The organism is Streptomyces niphimycinicus (assembly GCF_018883605.1).
In the GTDB taxonomy this organism is placed as follows: Bacteria; Actinomycetota; Actinomycetes; order Streptomycetales; family Streptomycetaceae; genus Streptomyces; species Streptomyces niphimycinicus.
Genome location: NZ_JAHLEM010000105.1, coordinates 1 through 18,139 on the forward strand (window position 1 = coordinate 1; position 18,139 = coordinate 18,139).

The following is an 18,139-nucleotide window of genomic DNA, read 5'->3' on the forward strand; positions in this document are numbered from 1 at the left end:
ACCACCACCCACGAAAGGCAACGACCATGACCACAGCACGCCCCGCCCTCGACCCCGAACTGCATGAACTCCTGGCCGACATGCCGCTGATGTCCCAGCTCAGCGCTGAAGTGCTGGCGCAGGTACGCCCCTTCTCCTCGATGCCCGTCGAACCCCTCCTCAAAGGCCGCGCGATCGACCGGCGCGAGGTCACCGTTTCGAGTCCGGACGGCACCCCGATCCCCTTGTCCGTCTTCAGCCCCGCGAACACCGATCGCACCACCGCCGCACCCTGCGTCTACTGGATGCACGGCGGCGGGATGGTCATGGGCGACCGCTTCTCACAGATCGACATCCCGCTGGAGTGGCTCGACGAGTTCGGCGCCGTCGTGGTCTCCGTCGACTACCGGCTCGCACCCGAGGCCACCGGCATCATCCCGGTCGACGACTGCTACCAGGGACTGCTCTGGATCGCCGGCCACGCCGCCGAACTGGGCATCGACCCCGCCCGGATCATCGTCGCAGGCGCCAGCGCGGGCGGCGGCCTAGCCGCCGGCGTCACCCTGCTGGCCCGCGACCTCGGCACCCCGACGATCGCCGCCCAAGTCCTGATCGGCCCCATGCTCGACCACCGCAACACCACCACCTCCAGCCTCCAGTACTCGAACGGGCCCGGCGTCTGGACCCGCGAGATGAACGGATTCGGATGGCGCTGCCTCCTCGGCGACCTCACCGACGACGAGATACCCGCATACGTCTCACCCGCCCTGGCCCACGACCTCGCGGGCCTGCCGACCACCTACATCGACACCGGCTCCGCCGAAGTCTTCCGCGACGAGGACACCGATTACGCCACCCGCATCTGGGCGGCCGGCGGCCAGGCCGAACTCCACGTCTGGGCAGGCGGCTTCCACGGATTCGACGCCCTGTACCCGCAGGCGCACATCTCGGCCACGGCCCGCCGAACCCGCACCGACTGGCTCGCCCGAATCCTGCCCACGAACCCCGCCGCATAACGCCACCGAAAACCTGATGATGCAGTGTGCACGAGCTTGGCGCCGAACGTCTCGGGTCACTCGACCTGCTGAGACCCCGGGGAACAGGCGGCACGTGACGCGGCCGTTCTCCACGCTTCGAGATGTCGAGTACCGAAGAACGAGAGAACGGCGGCTGTGCATGAGTCTCCCCGTCGTTGGGTCCGCAGGCGAGGCATTGAGCGTCTTGTCCCGCTTTCGGGTCGAGCTTTACGACTGTCTCTACGCCCGCGCTGGCCGGCCTGCCGCTACCGAAGGCGGCCGACGGCCGGATCGTGCCGGCCGTGGATGTCAGCAACTGGCTCCGCTCTGCTGCCCCGACCAGCGAGGACCGGCTGTTTTGGCACGTCTACGGGCGCGGCGACCGCAGCTCGGACCAGTTCGTGCCCGGCTGGCGCTACTCCTTCGTCACCGCCCTGGAGACAGGCCGCACCTCCTGGACCACGCTGCTGGACGCGGTGCCCTGGGGTCGGCGGACGACACGACCACCCTCACCGCTGCCCAACTGCAAGTGCTTGGTAACGAGGTTGGTGCAGGCCCGGCAGTGGCAGGCAGGAGACCCGGAGATCTGGATCGTGATGGACTCCGGCTACGACGTCGCCTATCTCTCCCACGCCCTGGCGGACCTGCCGGTCGTGCTGGTCGTCTGGTCGTCTGGTCGGCCGACTGCGCTCGGACCGGCGACCTGGCTGACGATCTGGACGGATCTCGGACGTGCGCCCCGCACGATCGATGCCTACGCCCGCGGGCCGGCCGAGTACCTGCTGATGTGTGAAAGGGAAGCCGTCGACGCGGTCACACGCGGGCGGCACCGAGCCGCACGGCACACGGTCCGAGCGAGGAACCGACCCCTGAGTAGTACATCGGTCAGAGTCCCTCCCGGCCGAGCCGTCGCACAGCAGACCGGCCGGGCGGATGGGGGCGCTCGTCACGTGGGCTTCGCGGTGTCCTCGCACTACGCCGTGGCCCTGGCGGGTCCTGCGAGACTGCCAACAGGACTGAAGCCGGGCCCGGATGCCCTGCCAAACCGATCAACGACCTCGATATCGTGGTGTCCGAGGAGGCTGCCCGCTTCCGGTGATTCCTCGGGCGGGCGGCCCGTCCGGGCCGGGCATTGACCATCGTCACCTCCTGCTCCGCAAAGCCGCCTGGCTCGATCGGGTCACACGCGAGCAGGAAATGGGTCAGCAGCTCGGCGGCATCCCGCCGCGCAGGTCAACTCGGGCAGCGGACAATGGCCCGGAGCGTCCCGAACCCTGGCGGTCACGTCCAACGACGAGGTCACACAGGTCCTGCCCGCCGCCGACCTGACCAAGGAGAAAGACCCGGACGGTCACCAACAACACCGACGGCGTCGCCGTCTGGGTCCGGTCGGCCCCCTCCTGCGACCCCTGCTCCACCTGGCAAGAGCCTCGGGCCCGCGCTCCGTGGCCGATCGACGGCAGGCCGTGCGCCCTCACCTCGCCTTCGGCACGGCACGCCCGGGTAAGGAGACGTCCGGAGGCGAGGTCCCCGATGCGGCCGTCAACCGTGTCGTCCGCCCAGATGCCGGTGCAGGAATCGATCGGCGGCTCGGTACATCTCGATTTGGTTGTCCGGGTTCAGGAATCCGTGCCCTTCGTCATTCTTGACCATGTACTCGACATCGACCCCACGCTCCCGCAGCGCGGCGACGATGTTGTCCGACTCGGCCTTCACGACGCGGGGGTCGTTGGCGCCTTGCACCACCATCAACGGTGCCTTGATGTGTTCCACCCGGGTGATCGGTGAGCGGGCCAGCATGTCGGCCTCCTGCTCGGGATCGGCGGGGTCGCCGACGTAGCGGTACCAGTTGGCGACCAGCCCGGGTTGGAGGAACGGGGGCATCGAGCGCATGACGTTCGCCAGGTTCGAGATGCCGACGTAGTCGATGGCGGCCGCGAAGCGGTCCGGGGTGAACGCGACGCCGACGAGCGCGGCGTAGCCGCCGTAGGAACCGCCGAAGATCCCGATCCGGTCGGGGTCGGCATAGCCCTGGGCGACCGCCCAGTCGACGGCGTCGAGCAGGTCGTTCTGCATCGCGCCGGCGAACTCCCCGATCGCGGCCTGCATATGGGCCTTGCCGTAGCCAACGGAGCCGCGGAAGTTGACCTGGAGCACCGCATAGCCGCGGTTGGCCAGGAGCTGTGCCTCGGGGTCGAATCCCCAGCTATTCCGGAACCACGGGCCACCGTGGACCAGCAGCACCATCGGCAGCGCGAACGGCTCGATCCCCACCGGCAGCGTCAGGTACGACGGCAGGGCCAGCCCGTCCCGCGCGGTGATCGTCACCGGCTTCATGGGGGCCATCGCGTCCGGGTCGAGGTGCGGACGGGAGCGGAACAGCAGCCGGCTCTCGCCGGTGGTGTGGTCGTAGTAGTAGGTGACCTCGGGGTTGCCGTCGTCGACGAAGTTCGCGACCCACCGCTGCCCGCTGTCGTCGGACGACAGCGCGTCGATGTCCCCGTCGGAGAGTGCCCGCAGCTTCCGCAGTACCGCGGCGAATTCCGGGTCCACCGGGCGGATCTCTTGTCGTTCTCCGAGGTAGCACACGCCGAGCAGCGCGCCGGTACGCGGGTTACGGATCAGCGGCGACGACAGACCGGCGACGGCGCGACGGGCTCCGTCGAGGTCCAGGGTCGGGTGGCTGTCGACCTCGGTCTCCACTCCGGTGGTCAGGTCGACCCGGACCAGGCGAGTGAGATCGGTGCCTTGCATGGACCCGATCCAGACACCGGCTCCGTCGGCGGCCATCTCGAACGGCTGGATACCCATCGGGTAGTCGGCGCCGTTGAAGGTGGTGATCAGCTCGAGTTCGCCCGCTGTCGTGTTCCAGCGCGACAGCGCCATGTCGCCTTCCGCGGTGAGGGTGCGGGCGAACAGCTCGCCGTCGGCACCCCACATCCAGTCGTACACATGGCCCGGGTTCTCGGCGAGAACGGTGAGTTCACCGGTCGCGATGTCGATCTCCGCCAGGTCGAACTCCTCGACCTTCCTGGCGTTGAGCTGCACGATCGCCTTGCCGGGACGTTCGATGGGCAGGTTCACATCCAGGACCTTTATCCCGGGGAAGGGCGTGAGGTCGACCACGGGGGCGTCCGGATCGTCGAGGTCGACCCGGTGGACGTGCCAATTCTCGTCGCCGCCGGTGTCCTGGGTGTAGAGCAGCCAGCGTGGGTCGTCGGTCCAGTAGTACGTGCTCACACTGCGGACGTCGTCAGCGGTCACGCAGCGTGCGTCGGTGTCGCTGTCGACGCCGCTCACCCACACGTTGAGCCGGTTCTTCCACGGCGCGAGGTAGGCGATCCGGGTTCCGTCCGGTGAAATCGTGGCCGTGGTGCGCTCGGGTGGGCCGAAGAGTGCTTCGACCGTGATCAGTTCTGGCAGTGCCATGGAACTTCCTTTCCACGCGGCCGCGTATGGCCGTCCTGGTCGGGGGTTGGCTGAATGTACTGCGGGGCAGGGTGGGTGCCGAATCCGGCGGTGGGTGACGCCGCACCGAGGTGTCCGGACTCCGCCGGTGAACCGCACCGCGCCGCGCGGGGTGTGCAAACGGTCGAGACCCGGAGCCCGGTGTCTGTCAGCGCGTACACCTGGCGCGTTCCGTACGGTGGTGGTGCCGCACGGCGCGGGTGGTGATGCCGACGATGCCGACAAACGCTCCGATTCGCATGGGACCAGTAGAAACGTTGTCGTTACGACAAGGTCAAGCTGGAGCGTTGCTGCCGCAATGGTGCTCTGCACGTCGACCTGCACGCGGCCCCGCTGGAGCACCTGCGGGACAAGCTCCCGGCCACAGCGTCAGGTCGAGCCGCCTCATTACTGTGGCGGATCGGTCACCGAACCGGCCCGCTGACCGAGTATCAGCGGCGCTTCTGCGCCGCTTACGGCCGCCAGCGGCTCGTGCCGCTGCTGGACGCTCTCGACCCCGTCACCGGTCTCGGCCCACCCGGCCCTCACGACGCGATCGGTACCGACGAGGCACCCGACGCGCGTCGCACCGCTGCCCTGGCCAGACTGCTCGCCGACGCCCTGTCAGACGGCAAGGGCCAACTCGTCCTCACCGAGCAGGTGCTGGACCGGCATCTGCATCACCTGCCACCAGCCCTTGCCCAGCAGGACACACACGACACCAAGATCGAGACGAACCTAACGGAGTCCTCCTATCAGCACCCCGCGCAGTTCGGCGGTGGTGTGGCGCCTGATCTGCGAGAACATCTTGTTGGCGAGCTGGACGACGTGTAGGTGGTCCACGACCACGATGGCTCCCCAGGAGTCGGGTGCGCACGGCGGCCCGGTGGGTACGGCATCATGCCGGGGCGTGACCGAGCGGCCGCGCTCGCCGGTGTCCGCTACGACGCGGACGCCGAGGCGGAGGTTCGGCCGCGGACGGCACGGGACTCCGGTCACGTGATGCCGGGGTCCTGTGCGTGTGCGGATGTCGGCTCAGCCGCAGCAGTCGCAGCCGGGGCGGCAGCCGCACATGTCTGTCCCGGTGTCGGCGGAAGGGACCTCCGCGGCGGCGGGTGTCGCGCAGCAGCCCTTGCCCAGCCAGGCGTCGCGGCCTTCCTTGACGGCGATGGCGGCGATGACGAGGGCGGCGATGGGGTCGGCCCAGGACCAGCCGAGGGTGGCGTTGAGAACGAGGCCGGCCAGGAGGACGGCGGAGAGGTAGGTGCACAGCAGGGTCTGTTTGGAGTCGGCGACCGCGCTGACGGAGCCGAGTTCGCGTCCGGCCTTGCGCTGGGCGGCGGACAGGAACGGCATGATGGCCAGCGACAGGGCGGCGATGACGATGCCGGGGATCGAGCGGTCGGCCTCGCCGGCGCCGACCAGGGCGCGGACCGCGTCGAAGGCGACGTACGCGGTGAGCGCGAAGAACGACACCGCGATGATCCGCAGGGTGGTCTTCTCCCGCGCTTCGCGGACCGCGTGGTCGCGGGCGGAGAACTGCCAGCCGACCGCGGCGGCGGAGGATACCTCGATGACGGAGTCCAGGCCGAAGCCGATCAGCGCGGTGGAGGAGGCGATCGTCCCAGCGGTGATCGCGACGATCGCCTCGATCACGTTGTAGCTGATGGTGGCCGCGACCAGCAGCCGTATCCGCTTGGCGAGGACGTCACGGCGGGCCGGGGCCGGACCTATGCCGATGGGTATCTCGGCGGTCATCTCAGCAGCAGCCCTTCTCGTCCGCGTCCACACAGGTCTTGTCGGCCTCGACCGCCAACACGGCGGTGCGCAGGTCGTCCAGCGCGTGGCCGAGGCGATCGTCGGCGAGTTCGTAGCGGGTGCGGCGGCCGACCGGCACCGCGACGACCAGGCCGCAGTCGCGCAGGCACGCCAGATGGTTCGACAGCCGGGTTCGGGAGATCTCCAGGGTGTCGGCGAGGTCGGCGGGATGGGCCGGGGCCTGGCGCAGGGCGAGGAGGATCCGGCAGCGGATCGGGTCAGCGAGGGCACGGCCGAACCGCGCCAGCACCTCGATGTCAGCAGCGAGAGTCAGCACATCACCGACAGTACACTGAATCCTGAATTCACAAAACCTTGCATCCGCGGACCGGAGACGCGTGCGGAAATCAGCGGAACCGTGGTTACTCCACCGTCCCCGCGTCCGCGAACTACCGGTTCGACCCGGCGACGCGAGTACCAACCTTCGCCGGCTGCGGCTGAACGTCACCGTGAACACGGGCTGGACGGCGGACCAGTTCAGCGAGGTGGAGGCACATCTGGTTGGAGTCGACCGGTTCCACGACACCCACAGCGGCCCGTCCCCAGCGGACGGCCCCGCTCTCCTGCGCGGCCGGAGACCACCCCGACGCTTTGCTGTTTCTTTACAACTCGGTTCGCCGCAAAACCGTCTCTCCCTCTGGAATCCAGGGCATCGCAAGCGCCCTGTTCGTGATCTCCCGTGCCCGGTCATCCGGGCACACCCGCCGTCAACTCCCTCCGGAGAGAACCGCACTCATGCACTCGATCAACACCTCAGGTCTCCACTTAGCCGCTCGTCGCACGCCCCGGCCCCGCACGTCCTCCGGCCTGCGCCGCGCGACCGCAGTCCTCGGCCTGTGTGTCGCCCTCGTGGCCGGCGCCTCCACCGCCATGGCCGAACCCCGCACCGGCCTCACCCCGCCCGTCGTCACCGCGGATCAGGTCATGCCGCATCTGGACGCACTTCAGCGAATCGCGGACCGCAACGGCGGCAACCGCGCCCACGGCACCCAGGGCTACCGCGACTCGGTCGCCTATGTACAAGCCGCGCTGGACAAGGCCGGTTTCCGCACCACCCTGCACAGCTTCACGCACGACGGCGCCACCGGCTACAACCTCATCGCGGACTGGCCCGGCGGCGACCCCGAGCACATCCTGTTCGCCGGGGCGCACCTCGACAGCGTGGAGACCGGCCCCGGCATCAACGACAACGGCTCCGGCTCCGCAGCCCTGCTCGCCACCGCCCTGGAGGTGTCCAAGGCCAGTCTCAAGCCCAACCGCCATCTGCGTTTCGCCTGGTGGGGCGCCGAGGAAGGCGGACTGTCAGGATCCCGTGCCTATGTGCGGGACTTGTCCGCCGCCAAGCGCGACCGGATCGACGTCTACCTGAACCTCGACATGGCCGGCACCAAGGGCAACAACCGGCCGTGGCTCGTCGTCCACGACGACCCCGCGGCGGCCGAGGCGTTCGAGGGGTACTTCGCCGCCCGGAACCTGCCCACGTTCGAGATCGGCATCGGCGGCAGCGACCATGTGTCGTTCGGCGAAGCAGGTATCCCGGTGGGCGGCTTCGCCACGGGGATCGACGACTGCATCCACGAGGCGTGTGACCGCGTCGAGAACGTGGACCCGGTGACCGAGACCACCAGCACCAACGCGTTCATCAGTACGGTCTGGCAGCTCGCCGCGCGCCGCTGACCCGGTCCCGGCCTCTCGACACCCCCGAACATCCCCGAACACCCCCGAAGGAGCGGACGCATGCCTGCCCGCTGGAAACACCGCCACCGCACCACCACCCTGGCCACGGCCCTGGCCGCCGGCATCGTGCTCACCGCCATGCCGGCCTCCGCCGCCCCCGGCGGCTCCGGCGTCGGTGACCCGTACTTCCCCGACGACGGCAACTCCGGCTACGACGTCTCCGGGTACGACGTCCGCGTGAACTACGACCCGGCCCGCCCCCGCCATCTGGAGGGCGACACCACGGTACAGGCCGTCGCGACACAGGACCTGGACCGCTTCCACCTCGACCTGGAAGGCTTCCAGGTCACCTCCGTCACCGTGGACGGGACGCCCGCAAGCGCCGTCTCCCGCGAGGGCGCGCACGAACTCGTCGTCACCCCCGCCCGGCCGATCGCGAAGAACACGCGCTTCTCCGTACGCGTCCGCTACTCCGGCAAACCGGTCGGCGAGGGCTGGCACACCCTCGCCGACGGCGGCGCGAGCGCGACAGGCGAGCCGCACTCCGCCACGGCCTGGTACCCGGCCAACGACCACCCCTCGGACAAGGCCACCTTCCGGCTCACGGCCACGGTCCCCACCGGCTGGCAGGTGGTCGGCAACGGGCGACCGGGCGCCACCAGCACCGGCCGGGGCACGAGCACGTTCCGCTGGTACGAGGACCGGCCGATGGCCACGTTCCTCAGCACCATCGCCATCGACAAGTTCACGGTGCGCACCTCGGAGCTCTCCGACGGCACCCCCGTCATCCACGCCTACAGCCCCGGGGCCGGCGTCCGCCCCGAAGAGGAGGCACAACTGCCGGAGATCATCGACTTCCTGGCCTCGAAGTTCGGCCCGTACCCGTTCTCCTCGGCCGGGGCGATCGTCATCGACGGCAACGACGACGACGGCCCAAACGCCCTGGAGACACAGAGCCGCCCGACGTACCAAGGGGCGTTCTCCGACGTCTCCATGGTCCACGAGAACACCCACCAGTGGTTCGGCAACAGCGTCTCCCTCTCCGACTGGCGCGACGGCTGCCTGGCCGAGTGCTTCGCCCAGTACGCCGGACAACTGTGGGACGAGGAGAAGCACGGAGCCGACCTGGACAACGGCTTCTACCGCTCCATGGTGGAGGAGAGCACGGCGGACCCGGACTTCTGGACGACTCGGCTCTACGACCCCGGCCAGGGCCGCGAACTGGCCGGCGCCCTGTACTTCAAGGGGTCCATGATGCTGCACGCCCTGCGCCGCACGGTCGGCGACACGGCGTTCTTCGGCACCCTCAGGCGCTGGCAGCGCGACCACCGCTACGGCAACGCGTCCTGGCCGCAGTTCGAGGCACTCATGGGGAAGGTCTCCGGCAAGGACCTCACCGGCTTCTTCGGCGCGTGGGCGCACGGAACCACCGTCCCGGAGAAGAAGTACCTCTTCCCGGGGTCCCTCGGATCACTCGACCCGGCAGCGGAGCACGGCGGTGGAACGGCCGCGGCGCGCAACACCTGGGGCGGGCCGGGAGATCACACATGAGAACCACGATCCGTCTGGCGGCCACGCTGCTGTTCGTCTCCGCCCTGCTGGCGGGGGGTGCGCACGTGCCCGCCACGGCACAGGACAGTGTCGGCTCGGTCGCGGTCGCCGAGTACGACCTGGGTGACACGGCGTTCACCGACTCCCAGTCCGGTACGGTCAGCGAAGTGCGCGCGCAGGTGCACTATCCGCGGCGCCCGACCGGCCGGCTCCCCCTGATCGTCATGTCACACGGCTCGTGGTGGGCCTGTGACTCCAAGGACGCCGTCGACTGGCCCTGCACGGAGGGCTCGAGCCCGTTCCCGAGTTACCGCGGCTACGACTATCTGGGCGCCGCGCTGGCCGACCGCGGTTTCGTCGTGGTGTCGATCAGCGTGGACGCCATCAACCAGACGTCCTTCGACTACGGCGACCGTGCCCGGCTCGTCAACGAACACCTGCGGCTGTGGCAGCAGTTGGCCGCGGGCAGGGGCGGACCGCTGGCAAGGCATCTCGTCGATCCATCCGGGCGGCCGGTCGCACGGGACTTCACCGGCCATGTCGACATGAACCGCGTCGGCACCCTGGGACACTCACGTGGCGGTAAGGGCGTGATGTGGCAGGCATCGGACAAGCACCGGGGCGAATGGCCGGCCGGTGTGAACGTCCGTGCGGTCCTGGGGCTGGCTCCGGTCAAGTTCGACGACCCGGAGGGCGACCACAGCGACACACTCATCACCAAGCTGCCGTTCGCGGTGGTCACCAGCTCCTGTGACGGCGCGGTTCGCGAGGTGGGCCAGGAGTACCTGGACGACGTCAGCGGGCTGAACACCGTGACGGACTACTCGATTTCGCTGAAGGGCGCGAACCACAACTACTACAACACGACATGGACGCCGCCGTACCTGTTCGGTGAGGACGACAGCACCTGCCCGGCCCAGGAACTGTCCCCCTCCCGGCAGCAGGACGCACTCATCGCCTACGCGACCGCGTTCTTCCGCTATGAACTCCAGGGCGACCAGGACGGGCTGCCCGTACTCACCGGCGAACGGCCCCTGCCGGACGTCACCGCGACGACACGGGTGGTACCGGCACACCGATAGTGCCCCGCGAGCGCCGGTGAGCGGCCCCCGGCGACTGCGGACCGCAGGGTGACCAGGGCTGGAGGACTTCCGAGCGGGCCGGGGCACCGCCCGCGCGGGCGTCGGGCCGGCCGCGGCGCCGCTCGGTCAGGACGGGTTGTCCGCGTGGTATACATCCCGCAGCATGGTGGCGAAGCGTCCGGCGCCCGACCAGCCGGCGTCGTAGGTGTACTTGATGATGCCTGCTGGTTGCCCAGCGCGTCGGCCTGCTTACGTCGGGCCGGTGCCTTCCCGGTGTGCTCTCGCTGGGCATGACGCCTTCCTCCCACACACCTTGACAAACCGGAGCGTCGCTCCGAATACTAATTGGAGCAACGCTCCACTTCAGGCCGGCCGAGGCGGAACGCTCCTGACCGCCTCATCACGCGCCGGTCGAACCGGACCGCAGGGCGGCAGGGTCCGCAGAAGGGCAACCAACACATCATGAGCACATCCACCACCACCGCCGACACCTCGGGCTCGCCCGCCCCGGTCCTGTCCTACAGCCCGGTGGTGCTGTCCGTACCCGGACGTCCCGTGGACCTCCAGGTGCGCGTCTCCGCGCCCGAGACCGGCACCGGCCTGCCCGTCATCCTGCTCTCCCACGGCCAAGGCCCCTCGAACAACCTCTCCTCGCTGAACGGCTACGCGCCGCTGGTCAACTTCTGGGCCGCCCACGGATTCGTCGTCATCCAGCCCACCCACCTCACCTCCAGGACCCTGAGCCACCTGGTCGCCGACGCCCCCGGAGCGCCCTTCTTCTGGCGCTCGCGCGCCGAGGACATGACCCACATCCTTGACCGGCTCGACGAGATCGAGAAGGCCGTGCCGCTGCTGGCCGGGCGGATCGACCACACCAAGGTCGCTGTCGCCGGACACTCCTTCGGCGGCTTCACCTCCAGCACCCTGCTCGGAGCAGGGCTCACCGACCCCGACACCGGCAAGGAAGTGAACCTCCTCGAACCCCGGATCAAGGCGGGCGTGCTGCTCGCCGCGCCCGGCAGGGGCGACGTCCTCAACGGACCCATGGGCGACATGCTGCCGGTCCTGGCGACCATCGACTTCTCCACGATGACCACCCCCGCGCTGGTCGTCGCCGGCGACGAAGACGACTCCCGGCACTTCACCGACATGGGACCCGACTGGCACGCCGACCCCTACACCCTCGGCCCCAGCCCCAAATCCCTGCTCACCCTGTTCGGCGCGGGACACGCACTCGGCGGGATCCCCGGATACGACGTCGCCGAGACCACGGACGAGAACCCCGAGCGGGTCGCCGCGGTCGCGCGCCTCACCTGGGCCTATCTGCGCAGCGAGCTCTACCCCGGGGACTCCACCTGGCAGACCGTGCGTGACGCACCGGGCTCCGGCCCCGACCCGCTCGGACGGGTCGCATCCAAGTAGATCAGGCCGAAGCCCTCGCCATCGGCTTGGGGCCTGCGTCTGGGGCGAGGAACCCGAGCAGGTCGTGCGCGGTGCCCCTGCCGTTCACTCGTCCCGGATATCGCGGAGAGCGGTCCGCGCTTCCTCACCCACCACCTGGTGCACGGCCATGCCCGGCAGGGTGGGCAGTTCCGCCCAGTGGGTGACGGGTTCGGCGCAGGGGCGGCCGTGGGGCAGACGGACGACCCGGTCGGAGTCGACGAAGCAGTCGCGGTACTCGGTCCCGTCCGCGTCGATGTGGAGGGTGGTGAAGTACATGGGCAGCACCAGCCAGAAGTCCTGTCCGGACGTGGCATCGGGCTCTGCCTCGCGGTCGGGCGGGTAGCGGCCCGATGTCGCCGCCGCCACTGGCATACCGTCCCTCGGCAGCCTCTCGCGTGCGTCCACCCACTCCACCACCGCGTCCATGTCCACTCCCGGCTCGGGCCGCTGTCGGATACGCCATTCTCGCCATTCGACCCGCCGGGGCGGATACGCCATGTTCGCCACTCAGACCCGATAGGTGCTCACAGCGGTATCCATTCGCTGGAGGTGGTGACCTCGTTGAGGATGTCGGGCAGCGGCTCGACGCCGAGGCCGGGGCCGGTGGGGACATCGAGGTGGCCGTCGGCGAGGACGAACGGCTGTGTGATGTCGGTGGCGAAGTAGCGGCTGGAGCCGGAGGTGTCGCCGGGGAGGGTGCAGCCCGGCAGGGCGGCCAGGGCGACATTGGCGGCGCGGCCGATACCGGTCTCCAGCATGCCGCCGCACCAGACGGGGATGCCATGGGCGCGGGCGAGGTCGTGGATGCGGCGGGCTTCGAGATAGCCGCCGACCCGGGCCGGCTTGATGTTGATGACGGAGCAGGAGCCAAGAGAGATGGCCGCCGCGGCGTCGGCGGCCGATTTGATGGACTCGTCCAGGCAGATCGGGGTGCGCAACAGCTTCGCCAGTTCGGCGTGCTGGACCAAGTCGTCGTCGGCCAGCGGCTGTTCGATCAGCAGAAGGCGGAAGTCGTCTAGTTGAGCCAGGTGTTGAGCGTCGGCCAGGGTGTAGGCGGCGTTGGCGTCGACTTGCAGGATCAGATCGTCATCGAAGCGCTCGCGCACGGCGCGTACGGGTTCGACGTCCCAACCGGGCTCGATCTTCAGCTTGATCCGGACGTAGCCCTCGGCGAGGTATCCCGCCACGGCGTCGAGGAGCGCGGGCACGGAGTCCATGATCCCGACGGAGACACCGCAGGGCACCCGGTCCCGGGCGGCACCGAGATAGCCGCCGAAGGACTCGCCGACGCCGCGGAGTTGGGCGTCCAGCACCGCTGTCTCCAGCGCGGACTTCGCCATGCGGTGGCCCGTGAAGGGCTCCAGGACGCGACCCACCGCCTGCGCGTCCAGGCCGTCCTTGGGCAGGGCGGGGATGAGGAACCTGCGCAGGACGTCCTGCGCGCCGTCGACGTACTCGGAGCAGTAGCGAGGTTCGGACATGACCGCGCATTCGGCCCAGCCCTCACGGTCGGCGGTGACGACACGGACCAGGAGCACATCGCGGCTGGTCTCCACGCCGAAGGAGGTACGGAACGGGGCGACGAGCGGCATCGCGATCCGCCGCAGCTCGACGCCGGAGATCTTCGTCTTCATGACTGGTGGCTCCTCTGTAGGGGGTCAGGAACGGGGTGTTGTGCGCTGGACCACATAGCGGCGGCGTTCGTGGAAGCCGACGACGCGGGCGCCTTCGGCGAGCAGGCCGCCCAAGGTGTGCCGTACGGCCAGGCGCCAGGCCCGGGCGGCGCCGGGATCCGTGCGGCGCAGGGCCTCGATGTCGTCCGGGAGGTCGATGAGTACGGTGCCGGCGTCGGTTGCGCCGGTCTCCGGGCGGCCATGGTGGTTGCGGAGGCCGTGCGCGGCGCCGGGGGGCGGCTCGATCGTCCCGGGCGGGGCGGGCGCGGTGAGGTCCCAGGCGGCCAGGACCCGGTCGGACTCGTCGCCGCTGTTGACGGCGTCGTCCATCGCACCGTAGAAGGAGGTCAGATACTCCTGCGGCCGGGCGCCGAGCTTGACCAGGTTGAAGTAGGCGTTGCGGCGGATGAGTGGGTCGTAGGTCCAGGTGATGCGCCGCAGCCGGCGGGCGAGTGCCCACCGCCGCTGGTGCGTCTTGAGGGCAAGGCCCACGCCACGCCCCATGACGGCGCCGGTGATGTGCGAGTGCAGGCTGGTGCCCGCGGGTTCGCCGAAGAAGGCCACGGAGGCACCGACCAGCCGGTCGTCCTCGTACGCCCCGGCCACGTAGTTGCCGGAGTGGGACAGGGCCCGCATGACCTCGGCGGAGATGGGCGAGCTGCTGCCGGGTTCGGTCCCCCAGATGTCGGCGTAGAGGTGATTGACGGCGTCGAGGTCCTCCATGACGTGGAGTTCTCGTACAGTCGGTCCGTTCATCGCAGCGCTCCGAGGAGATGGGCCAGCAGCCGGGCACGGGCCGGCATGGTGGCGGTGATGACGTGTTCGTGCTCGGCGTGCGCACCGTCGCCGACCGCACCGAGGCCGTCGAGCGTGGGGCATCCGGCCCCGGCGGTGTAGTTGCCGTCGGAGGCTCCGCCGACAGCCGCTTGGCGCAGCGGGCCGAGGCCGAGCCGTGCGGCCTGTTCGGCGGCCAGCTCGAACAGCGCCCGGGAGGCGCCGGGGGCCAGGGGCGGCCGGTTGGGACCGCCGTCGATCTGTAGTCGGGCGCCCGGGAACTGCGGCTCCAGGGCCCTGATGAGCCGGTCGACCGCCTCCTGCGCCGCCGGATCGGGCACGCGCACGTCCACGCTCAGCTCGGCCCGCGCGGGTACGGTGTTGTTCGAGGTGCCGGCCCGCATCACCGTGGGAGTGACGGTCGTCCCGGGCCCGGTGGAGGCGATGACGGTGTCGGCGACGTTCTGTAGAGCGAGGATCTGGCAGGCGAGTTCGGTGGCCGCGTTGACCCCCTTCTCCGGTTCGAGCCCGGAGTGGGCGGCGCGGCCGTGCACGGTGATGTCGTAGCCGGATACGCCCTTGCGGCCGGTCTTCAGGGCCCCTCCGGGGGCCGATGGCTCCAGGACGAGGGTGGCCGAGCACTGGCGCGCGATGTCCTCGATGAGCGGGCGGGAGGTGGCCGAACCGGTCTCTTCGTCACCGGTGACGAGCACGCAGAGGCCATCGAGGGAGGGCAGCGAGGCGAGGGCGTGGAACATCTGGACCAGACCGGCCTTCATGTCGAAGACCCCGGGCCCGCGGGCGACGCCCTGCTCGACCGACCAGGGCAGGGTCCTGATGGAGCCGGTCGGCCAGACGGTGTCGTGATGGCCCAGCAGCAGGACGCGCGGCGTGCCGAAGCCCCACTGGAGGTGGGTGACACCCTCGATGACCAGCGTTCGGGGCGGGGCACCGAGCAGACGGCTGCCCTGCGCGGCGACCACCTGGCCACTGCGGGCCAGGGCCGCGTGGTCGGCGGAGTAGGACTCGCAGGTGACGAGTTCTTCGAGGTCCGCGAGCATGGCGTCCAGGGGCGGCGCACCGTCCGCCCGCGCGGAGGAGTGGTCATCATCGTGCGGCACGGGGGAAACCTCCAGAGTCGGAACGACTGATGGGCCGGACGCAGAACGCGCGGGGCTTTGTCGGGCTTGTTCCGGCGTCAGCCCATGTGGGTGGTCATGAGCCGTCGCAGGTTCCCGCCCAGGATCTTCAGGACGTCCTCCTCGGGCAGTCCACGGCGGGTCATTGCCTCGGTCACCAGGGGCATGTCGGCCGGGCCCGCCAGGCCGGGGAAGTCGAACTGGGGGTCCTCGTCGTCGGTGTTCTCGCAGCAGGGCGGGGTGAGGTCCGCTACGACCTCGCGGAGGAAGTCCGAGCCGAGGCCGACGTGGTCGATCCCGGCCACGGAGGCGATGTGCTCGATGTGGTCGACGACCCGGTCGACGTTCACCTTCGCCTGGTCGTCGGTGAGGAAGTCCGGGACGAAGTTCACGCATACGACGCCGCCGGTGTCGGCCACCCCACGGATCTGGTCGTCGGTGAGGTTGCGGTGGTGGTCCCGCAGGGCGCGGGCGCAGGAATGGGTGGCGATCAGCGGGCGGGTGGTGAGCTCGAGGACATGGGCGACACCGCTCTCCCCCAGGTGGGAGATGTCGAAGAGCATGCCCAGGCGCTCCATTTCCCGCAGCGCCTCGATGCCGGGGAGGGTGAGCCGGCTGCCGGTGGCGTTCTCCCGGCTGCCGTCGGCGAGCGGGGTGCGTCCCCAGTGGGCGATCGAGGCGATCCGCACGCCGAGCCGGAAAAGGGTGGAGAACAGTTCGACGGAGGCGTCGATGCCCGGTGCGCTCTCCAGCGCGAGAACCAGGGCGATCCTGTCCTCGGCGAGGGCCCTGTCGATGTCCGCACCGTTGCCGCACAGCGCGACCTGGTCGGCGTTGGCCTCGGCGAGAACGTGGCCGCACTCGATCATGCGCAGGGTCTGCCGCAGCGCTCCCTCGGGGCGGTACTGGTCGTCGACGAACACCGGCAGCACCTGGATGTCCACGCCGCCCTCGCGCAGTTGCGGCAGCCACCGGTCCCGGAAGTAGCCGCCCCAGCGCTTCGCGGGACGGGCCGCGACGGCCATGAGGAGGTCGTTGTGGGCATCGGCGACGACGGCGCGGTGACGCGGATTCAAGGACACGGCGGAGCCTTTCGCGGGGACGGGAACAGACGTGACCCCGGCATACCTGCGGGGGGCTCGGGGAACGTGTCCTCAACGTACGCGCGGTGCGCCCCCGCGCCTTGGTCTCGCAGAACAAATCAGCAGGTCGCCGCTTGGACGTGTGGACAAAGCTCCGCCGCATAGCAGATCGGATGAGACGGCCTGTTGGCCAGGCGCACAAACCCTGCGTGCAATCCCTTGCCAGGCGCTGCATGCCCAGGGCCGGCCCATGCCCGATGCTGTGCGCAACCGGTTGCGCCGCACGTAACCGCACGGGATGAAGGAGACTTGATGCGACGTAGGACAAGTGTTGTTGCGACATTGGCGGTCATCGTGCCTCTGCTGGCTGTTCCCGCCGCGTCGGCCGCGGCACCGGGGTGTGACACCAAGCCCATAGAAAAGGCGTTGACGGAACTGAGCAGCGCCGACGCCTCGGGGATCAGCGTGACGGTGAAGAGTCCACGCTGCGGTGTGCGGAACGCCGGGGTCGGCCTCGCCGACCTGAAGACGGGACGCAAGGTCGTCGGCAATGAGCACAGCCGTATCGCCAGCAACACCAAGACCTGGGTGGCCACGGTCGTGCTCCAGCTCGTCGGCGAAGGCAAGATCAAGCTCGATGACAGCGTCGACCACTATCTGCCGGGTCTGATCCGCACCCAACACTATGACGGGCGCAAGATCACGATTCGGCAGTTGCTCCAGCACACCAGTGGCCTGCCCGATTACCTGGACGCGCCGTACTGGGAGGACGAGCTTGCGCACCGCTGGGATCACTTCGAGCCCCTGGACACGGTTCTACAGGCGTTGACTCTGCCCCCGACCGACAACAGCACTCCGCACCACTTCTCCTACTCCAACACCAACTACAACCTGGCCGGGCTGATCGTCGCCAAGGTCACCGGCCGCAGCATCGGCACCGAGATCAAAGAGCGGATCATCAAGCCCCTCGGGCTGCGCCACACGTCCTGGCCGGGCGACCGGACCACGCTCCCCGAGCCGGACCTGCGAAGCTACGTGGAGCGGTCCGGGAAAGTGCTGGACTGGACGGAATGGAACGTCTCCGGGTCCGACGCATCCGGCGCGCTGGTCTCCACCGGTGCCGACGTCACCACCTTCTTCACCGCGCTGATGTCCGGCAAACTGCTGGCCCCGGCCGAGCTGGCCGAGATGAAGAAGACCGTTGTGGACCCCGAGGAGAGGGGCGGGCGCTACGGCCTGGGAGTCGAGCGGTATGAGAGCACCCCGGGCTTTGTCACCTGGGGACACAGCGGCTTCATGGAGACCGGCCACAAGCTCAGGAACGCTGTCACCGATGACGGCCGGCGGGCCGTGACGCTGCTGATCGGCTCGGAAGAGTTCAAGGAGGAGAAGGTGGACTCCATCCTCCGCGAACTCATCCGCGACCTGCGCTGACGGGGAGCGGCTGTCGGGGAGCGG

Annotated in this window: 16 protein-coding genes; 8 read left to right on the forward strand and 8 right to left on the reverse strand. The window is 69.4% G+C overall.

All coding sequences use genetic code 11. From position 1 onward, the window contains the following. Positions 1 to 26 precede the first annotated feature (26 nt). Positions 27 to 995 (forward strand): alpha/beta hydrolase, encoded by a 969-nt coding sequence (locus KN815_RS12320; protein WP_216341823.1) that lies wholly within the window; start codon positions 27 to 29, stop codon positions 993 to 995. 260 nt (positions 996 to 1,255) lie between these two features. Then, a complete protein-coding gene (locus tag KN815_RS52130; RefSeq protein ID WP_372458329.1) occupies positions 1,256 to 2,131 on the forward strand; it encodes a transposase in 876 nt (291 codons plus the stop codon). A gap of 406 nt (positions 2,132 to 2,537) precedes the next feature. Here KN815_RS52130 and KN815_RS12330 read toward each other — a convergent pair whose 3' ends face one another. Then, complete coding sequence (locus KN815_RS12330; protein WP_216341824.1) at positions 2,538 to 4,424, reverse strand: S9 family peptidase; 1,887 nt, start codon at positions 4,422 to 4,424, stop codon at positions 2,538 to 2,540. Positions 4,425 to 4,769: 345 nt separating this feature from the next. Here KN815_RS12330 and KN815_RS12335 point away from each other — a divergent pair, with 345 nt between their 5' ends. Further along, complete coding sequence (locus KN815_RS12335) at positions 4,770 to 5,276, forward strand: lantibiotic dehydratase (protein ID WP_301184570.1); 507 nt, start codon at positions 4,770 to 4,772, stop codon at positions 5,274 to 5,276. A 201-nt stretch (positions 5,277 to 5,477) separates the two neighbouring features. Here the strand turns inward: KN815_RS12335 and KN815_RS12340 are convergent, their stop codons facing one another. Both KN815_RS12340 and KN815_RS12345 read right to left on the reverse strand, forming a co-directional pair. Further along, complete coding sequence (locus KN815_RS12340) at positions 5,478 to 6,200, reverse strand: cation efflux transmembrane domain-containing protein (RefSeq protein ID WP_216341825.1); 723 nt, start codon at positions 6,198 to 6,200, stop codon at positions 5,478 to 5,480. 1 nt (position 6,201) lies between these two features. Beyond that, on the reverse strand, positions 6,202 to 6,537 hold the full coding sequence (locus KN815_RS12345) for an ArsR/SmtB family transcription factor (protein ID WP_216341826.1): 336 nt from the start codon (positions 6,535 to 6,537) through the stop codon (positions 6,202 to 6,204). A 572-nt stretch (positions 6,538 to 7,109) separates the two neighbouring features. Here KN815_RS12345 and KN815_RS12350 point away from each other — a divergent pair. The 4 genes from KN815_RS12350 (at position 7,110) to KN815_RS12365 (ending at position 11,992) form a co-directional block, all read left to right on the forward strand. Next, entirely contained in the window at positions 7,110 to 7,937 is an 828-nt protein-coding gene (locus KN815_RS12350) for a M20/M25/M40 family metallo-hydrolase (RefSeq protein ID WP_253208920.1), read from the forward strand. A gap of 60 nt (positions 7,938 to 7,997) precedes the next feature. Continuing rightward, positions 7,998 to 9,488, forward strand: a complete 1,491-nt coding sequence (locus KN815_RS12355; RefSeq protein WP_216341827.1) for a M1 family metallopeptidase — start codon at positions 7,998 to 8,000, stop codon at positions 9,486 to 9,488. Next, the gene (locus KN815_RS12360; RefSeq protein WP_216341828.1) at positions 9,485 to 10,570 is read left to right on the forward strand and encodes an alpha/beta hydrolase; all 1,086 of its coding nucleotides are present in this window, start codon (positions 9,485 to 9,487) and stop codon (positions 10,568 to 10,570) included. The genes KN815_RS12355 and KN815_RS12360 overlap by 4 nt, the downstream gene beginning before the upstream one ends. A gap of 462 nt (positions 10,571 to 11,032) precedes the next feature. Further along, positions 11,033 to 11,992, forward strand: coding sequence for an alpha/beta hydrolase family protein (locus KN815_RS12365; protein WP_216341829.1), 960 nt, complete (start codon positions 11,033 to 11,035; stop codon positions 11,990 to 11,992). Positions 11,993 to 12,076: 84 nt separating this feature from the next. On the opposite strand, the gene KN815_RS12370 is transcribed toward KN815_RS12365, so the two are convergent. From KN815_RS12370 to KN815_RS12390, 5 genes are all read right to left on the reverse strand, one after another. Beyond that, on the reverse strand, positions 12,077 to 12,439 hold the full coding sequence (locus tag KN815_RS12370) for an AQJ64_40280 family protein (protein WP_216341830.1): 363 nt from the start codon (positions 12,437 to 12,439) through the stop codon (positions 12,077 to 12,079). A 98-nt stretch (positions 12,440 to 12,537) separates the two neighbouring features. Continuing rightward, entirely contained in the window at positions 12,538 to 13,647 is a 1,110-nt protein-coding gene (menC, locus tag KN815_RS12375; protein ID WP_216341831.1) for an o-succinylbenzoate synthase, read from the reverse strand. 24 nt (positions 13,648 to 13,671) lie between these two features. Continuing rightward, a complete protein-coding gene (locus KN815_RS12380) occupies positions 13,672 to 14,442 on the reverse strand; it encodes a GNAT family N-acetyltransferase (protein ID WP_216341832.1) in 771 nt (256 codons plus the stop codon). Further along, entirely contained in the window at positions 14,439 to 15,521 is a 1,083-nt protein-coding gene (locus tag KN815_RS12385; RefSeq protein ID WP_216341859.1) for a M20 family metallopeptidase, read from the reverse strand. The genes KN815_RS12380 and KN815_RS12385 overlap by 4 nt, the downstream gene beginning before the upstream one ends. A gap of 137 nt (positions 15,522 to 15,658) precedes the next feature. Beyond that, positions 15,659 to 16,681: a dipeptidase gene (locus tag KN815_RS12390; protein ID WP_216341833.1), complete on the reverse strand. Its 1,023-nt coding sequence runs from the start codon at positions 16,679 to 16,681 to the stop codon at positions 15,659 to 15,661. Positions 16,682 to 16,993: 312 nt separating this feature from the next. On the opposite strand from KN815_RS12390, the gene KN815_RS12395 reads away from it, so the two are divergent. Beyond that, positions 16,994 to 18,115 carry a serine hydrolase domain-containing protein gene (locus tag KN815_RS12395; RefSeq protein ID WP_253208921.1) on the forward strand — a complete coding sequence of 374 codons (1,122 nt, stop codon included), beginning with the start codon at positions 16,994 to 16,996 and terminating at the stop codon, positions 18,113 to 18,115. Positions 18,116 to 18,139 lie beyond the last annotated feature (24 nt).

Coding starts and splice junctions, on each gene's coding strand:
- KN815_RS12320 (WP_216341823.1), top strand. CDS start 27: ATGACCACAGCACGCCCCGCCCTCGACCCCGAACTGCATGAACTCCTG.
- KN815_RS12330 (WP_216341824.1), bottom strand. CDS start 4,424: ATGGCACTGCCAGAACTGATCACGGTCGAAGCACTCTTCGGCCCACCC.
- KN815_RS12340 (WP_216341825.1), bottom strand. CDS start 6,200: ATGACCGCCGAGATACCCATCGGCATAGGTCCGGCCCCGGCCCGCCGT.
- KN815_RS12355 (WP_216341827.1), top strand. CDS start 7,998: ATGCCTGCCCGCTGGAAACACCGCCACCGCACCACCACCCTGGCCACG.
- KN815_RS12360 (WP_216341828.1), top strand. CDS start 9,485: ATGAGAACCACGATCCGTCTGGCGGCCACGCTGCTGTTCGTCTCCGCC.
- KN815_RS12365 (WP_216341829.1), top strand. CDS start 11,033: ATGAGCACATCCACCACCACCGCCGACACCTCGGGCTCGCCCGCCCCG.
- KN815_RS12370 (WP_216341830.1), bottom strand. CDS start 12,439: ATGGACGCGGTGGTGGAGTGGGTGGACGCACGCGAGAGGCTGCCGAGG.
- menC (WP_216341831.1), bottom strand. CDS start 13,647: ATGAAGACGAAGATCTCCGGCGTCGAGCTGCGGCGGATCGCGATGCCG.
- KN815_RS12380 (WP_216341832.1), bottom strand. CDS start 14,442: ATGAACGGACCGACTGTACGAGAACTCCACGTCATGGAGGACCTCGAC.
- KN815_RS12385 (WP_216341859.1), bottom strand. CDS start 15,521: ATGCTCGCGGACCTCGAAGAACTCGTCACCTGCGAGTCCTACTCCGCC.
- KN815_RS12395 (WP_253208921.1), top strand. CDS start 16,994: ATGCGACGTAGGACAAGTGTTGTTGCGACATTGGCGGTCATCGTGCCT.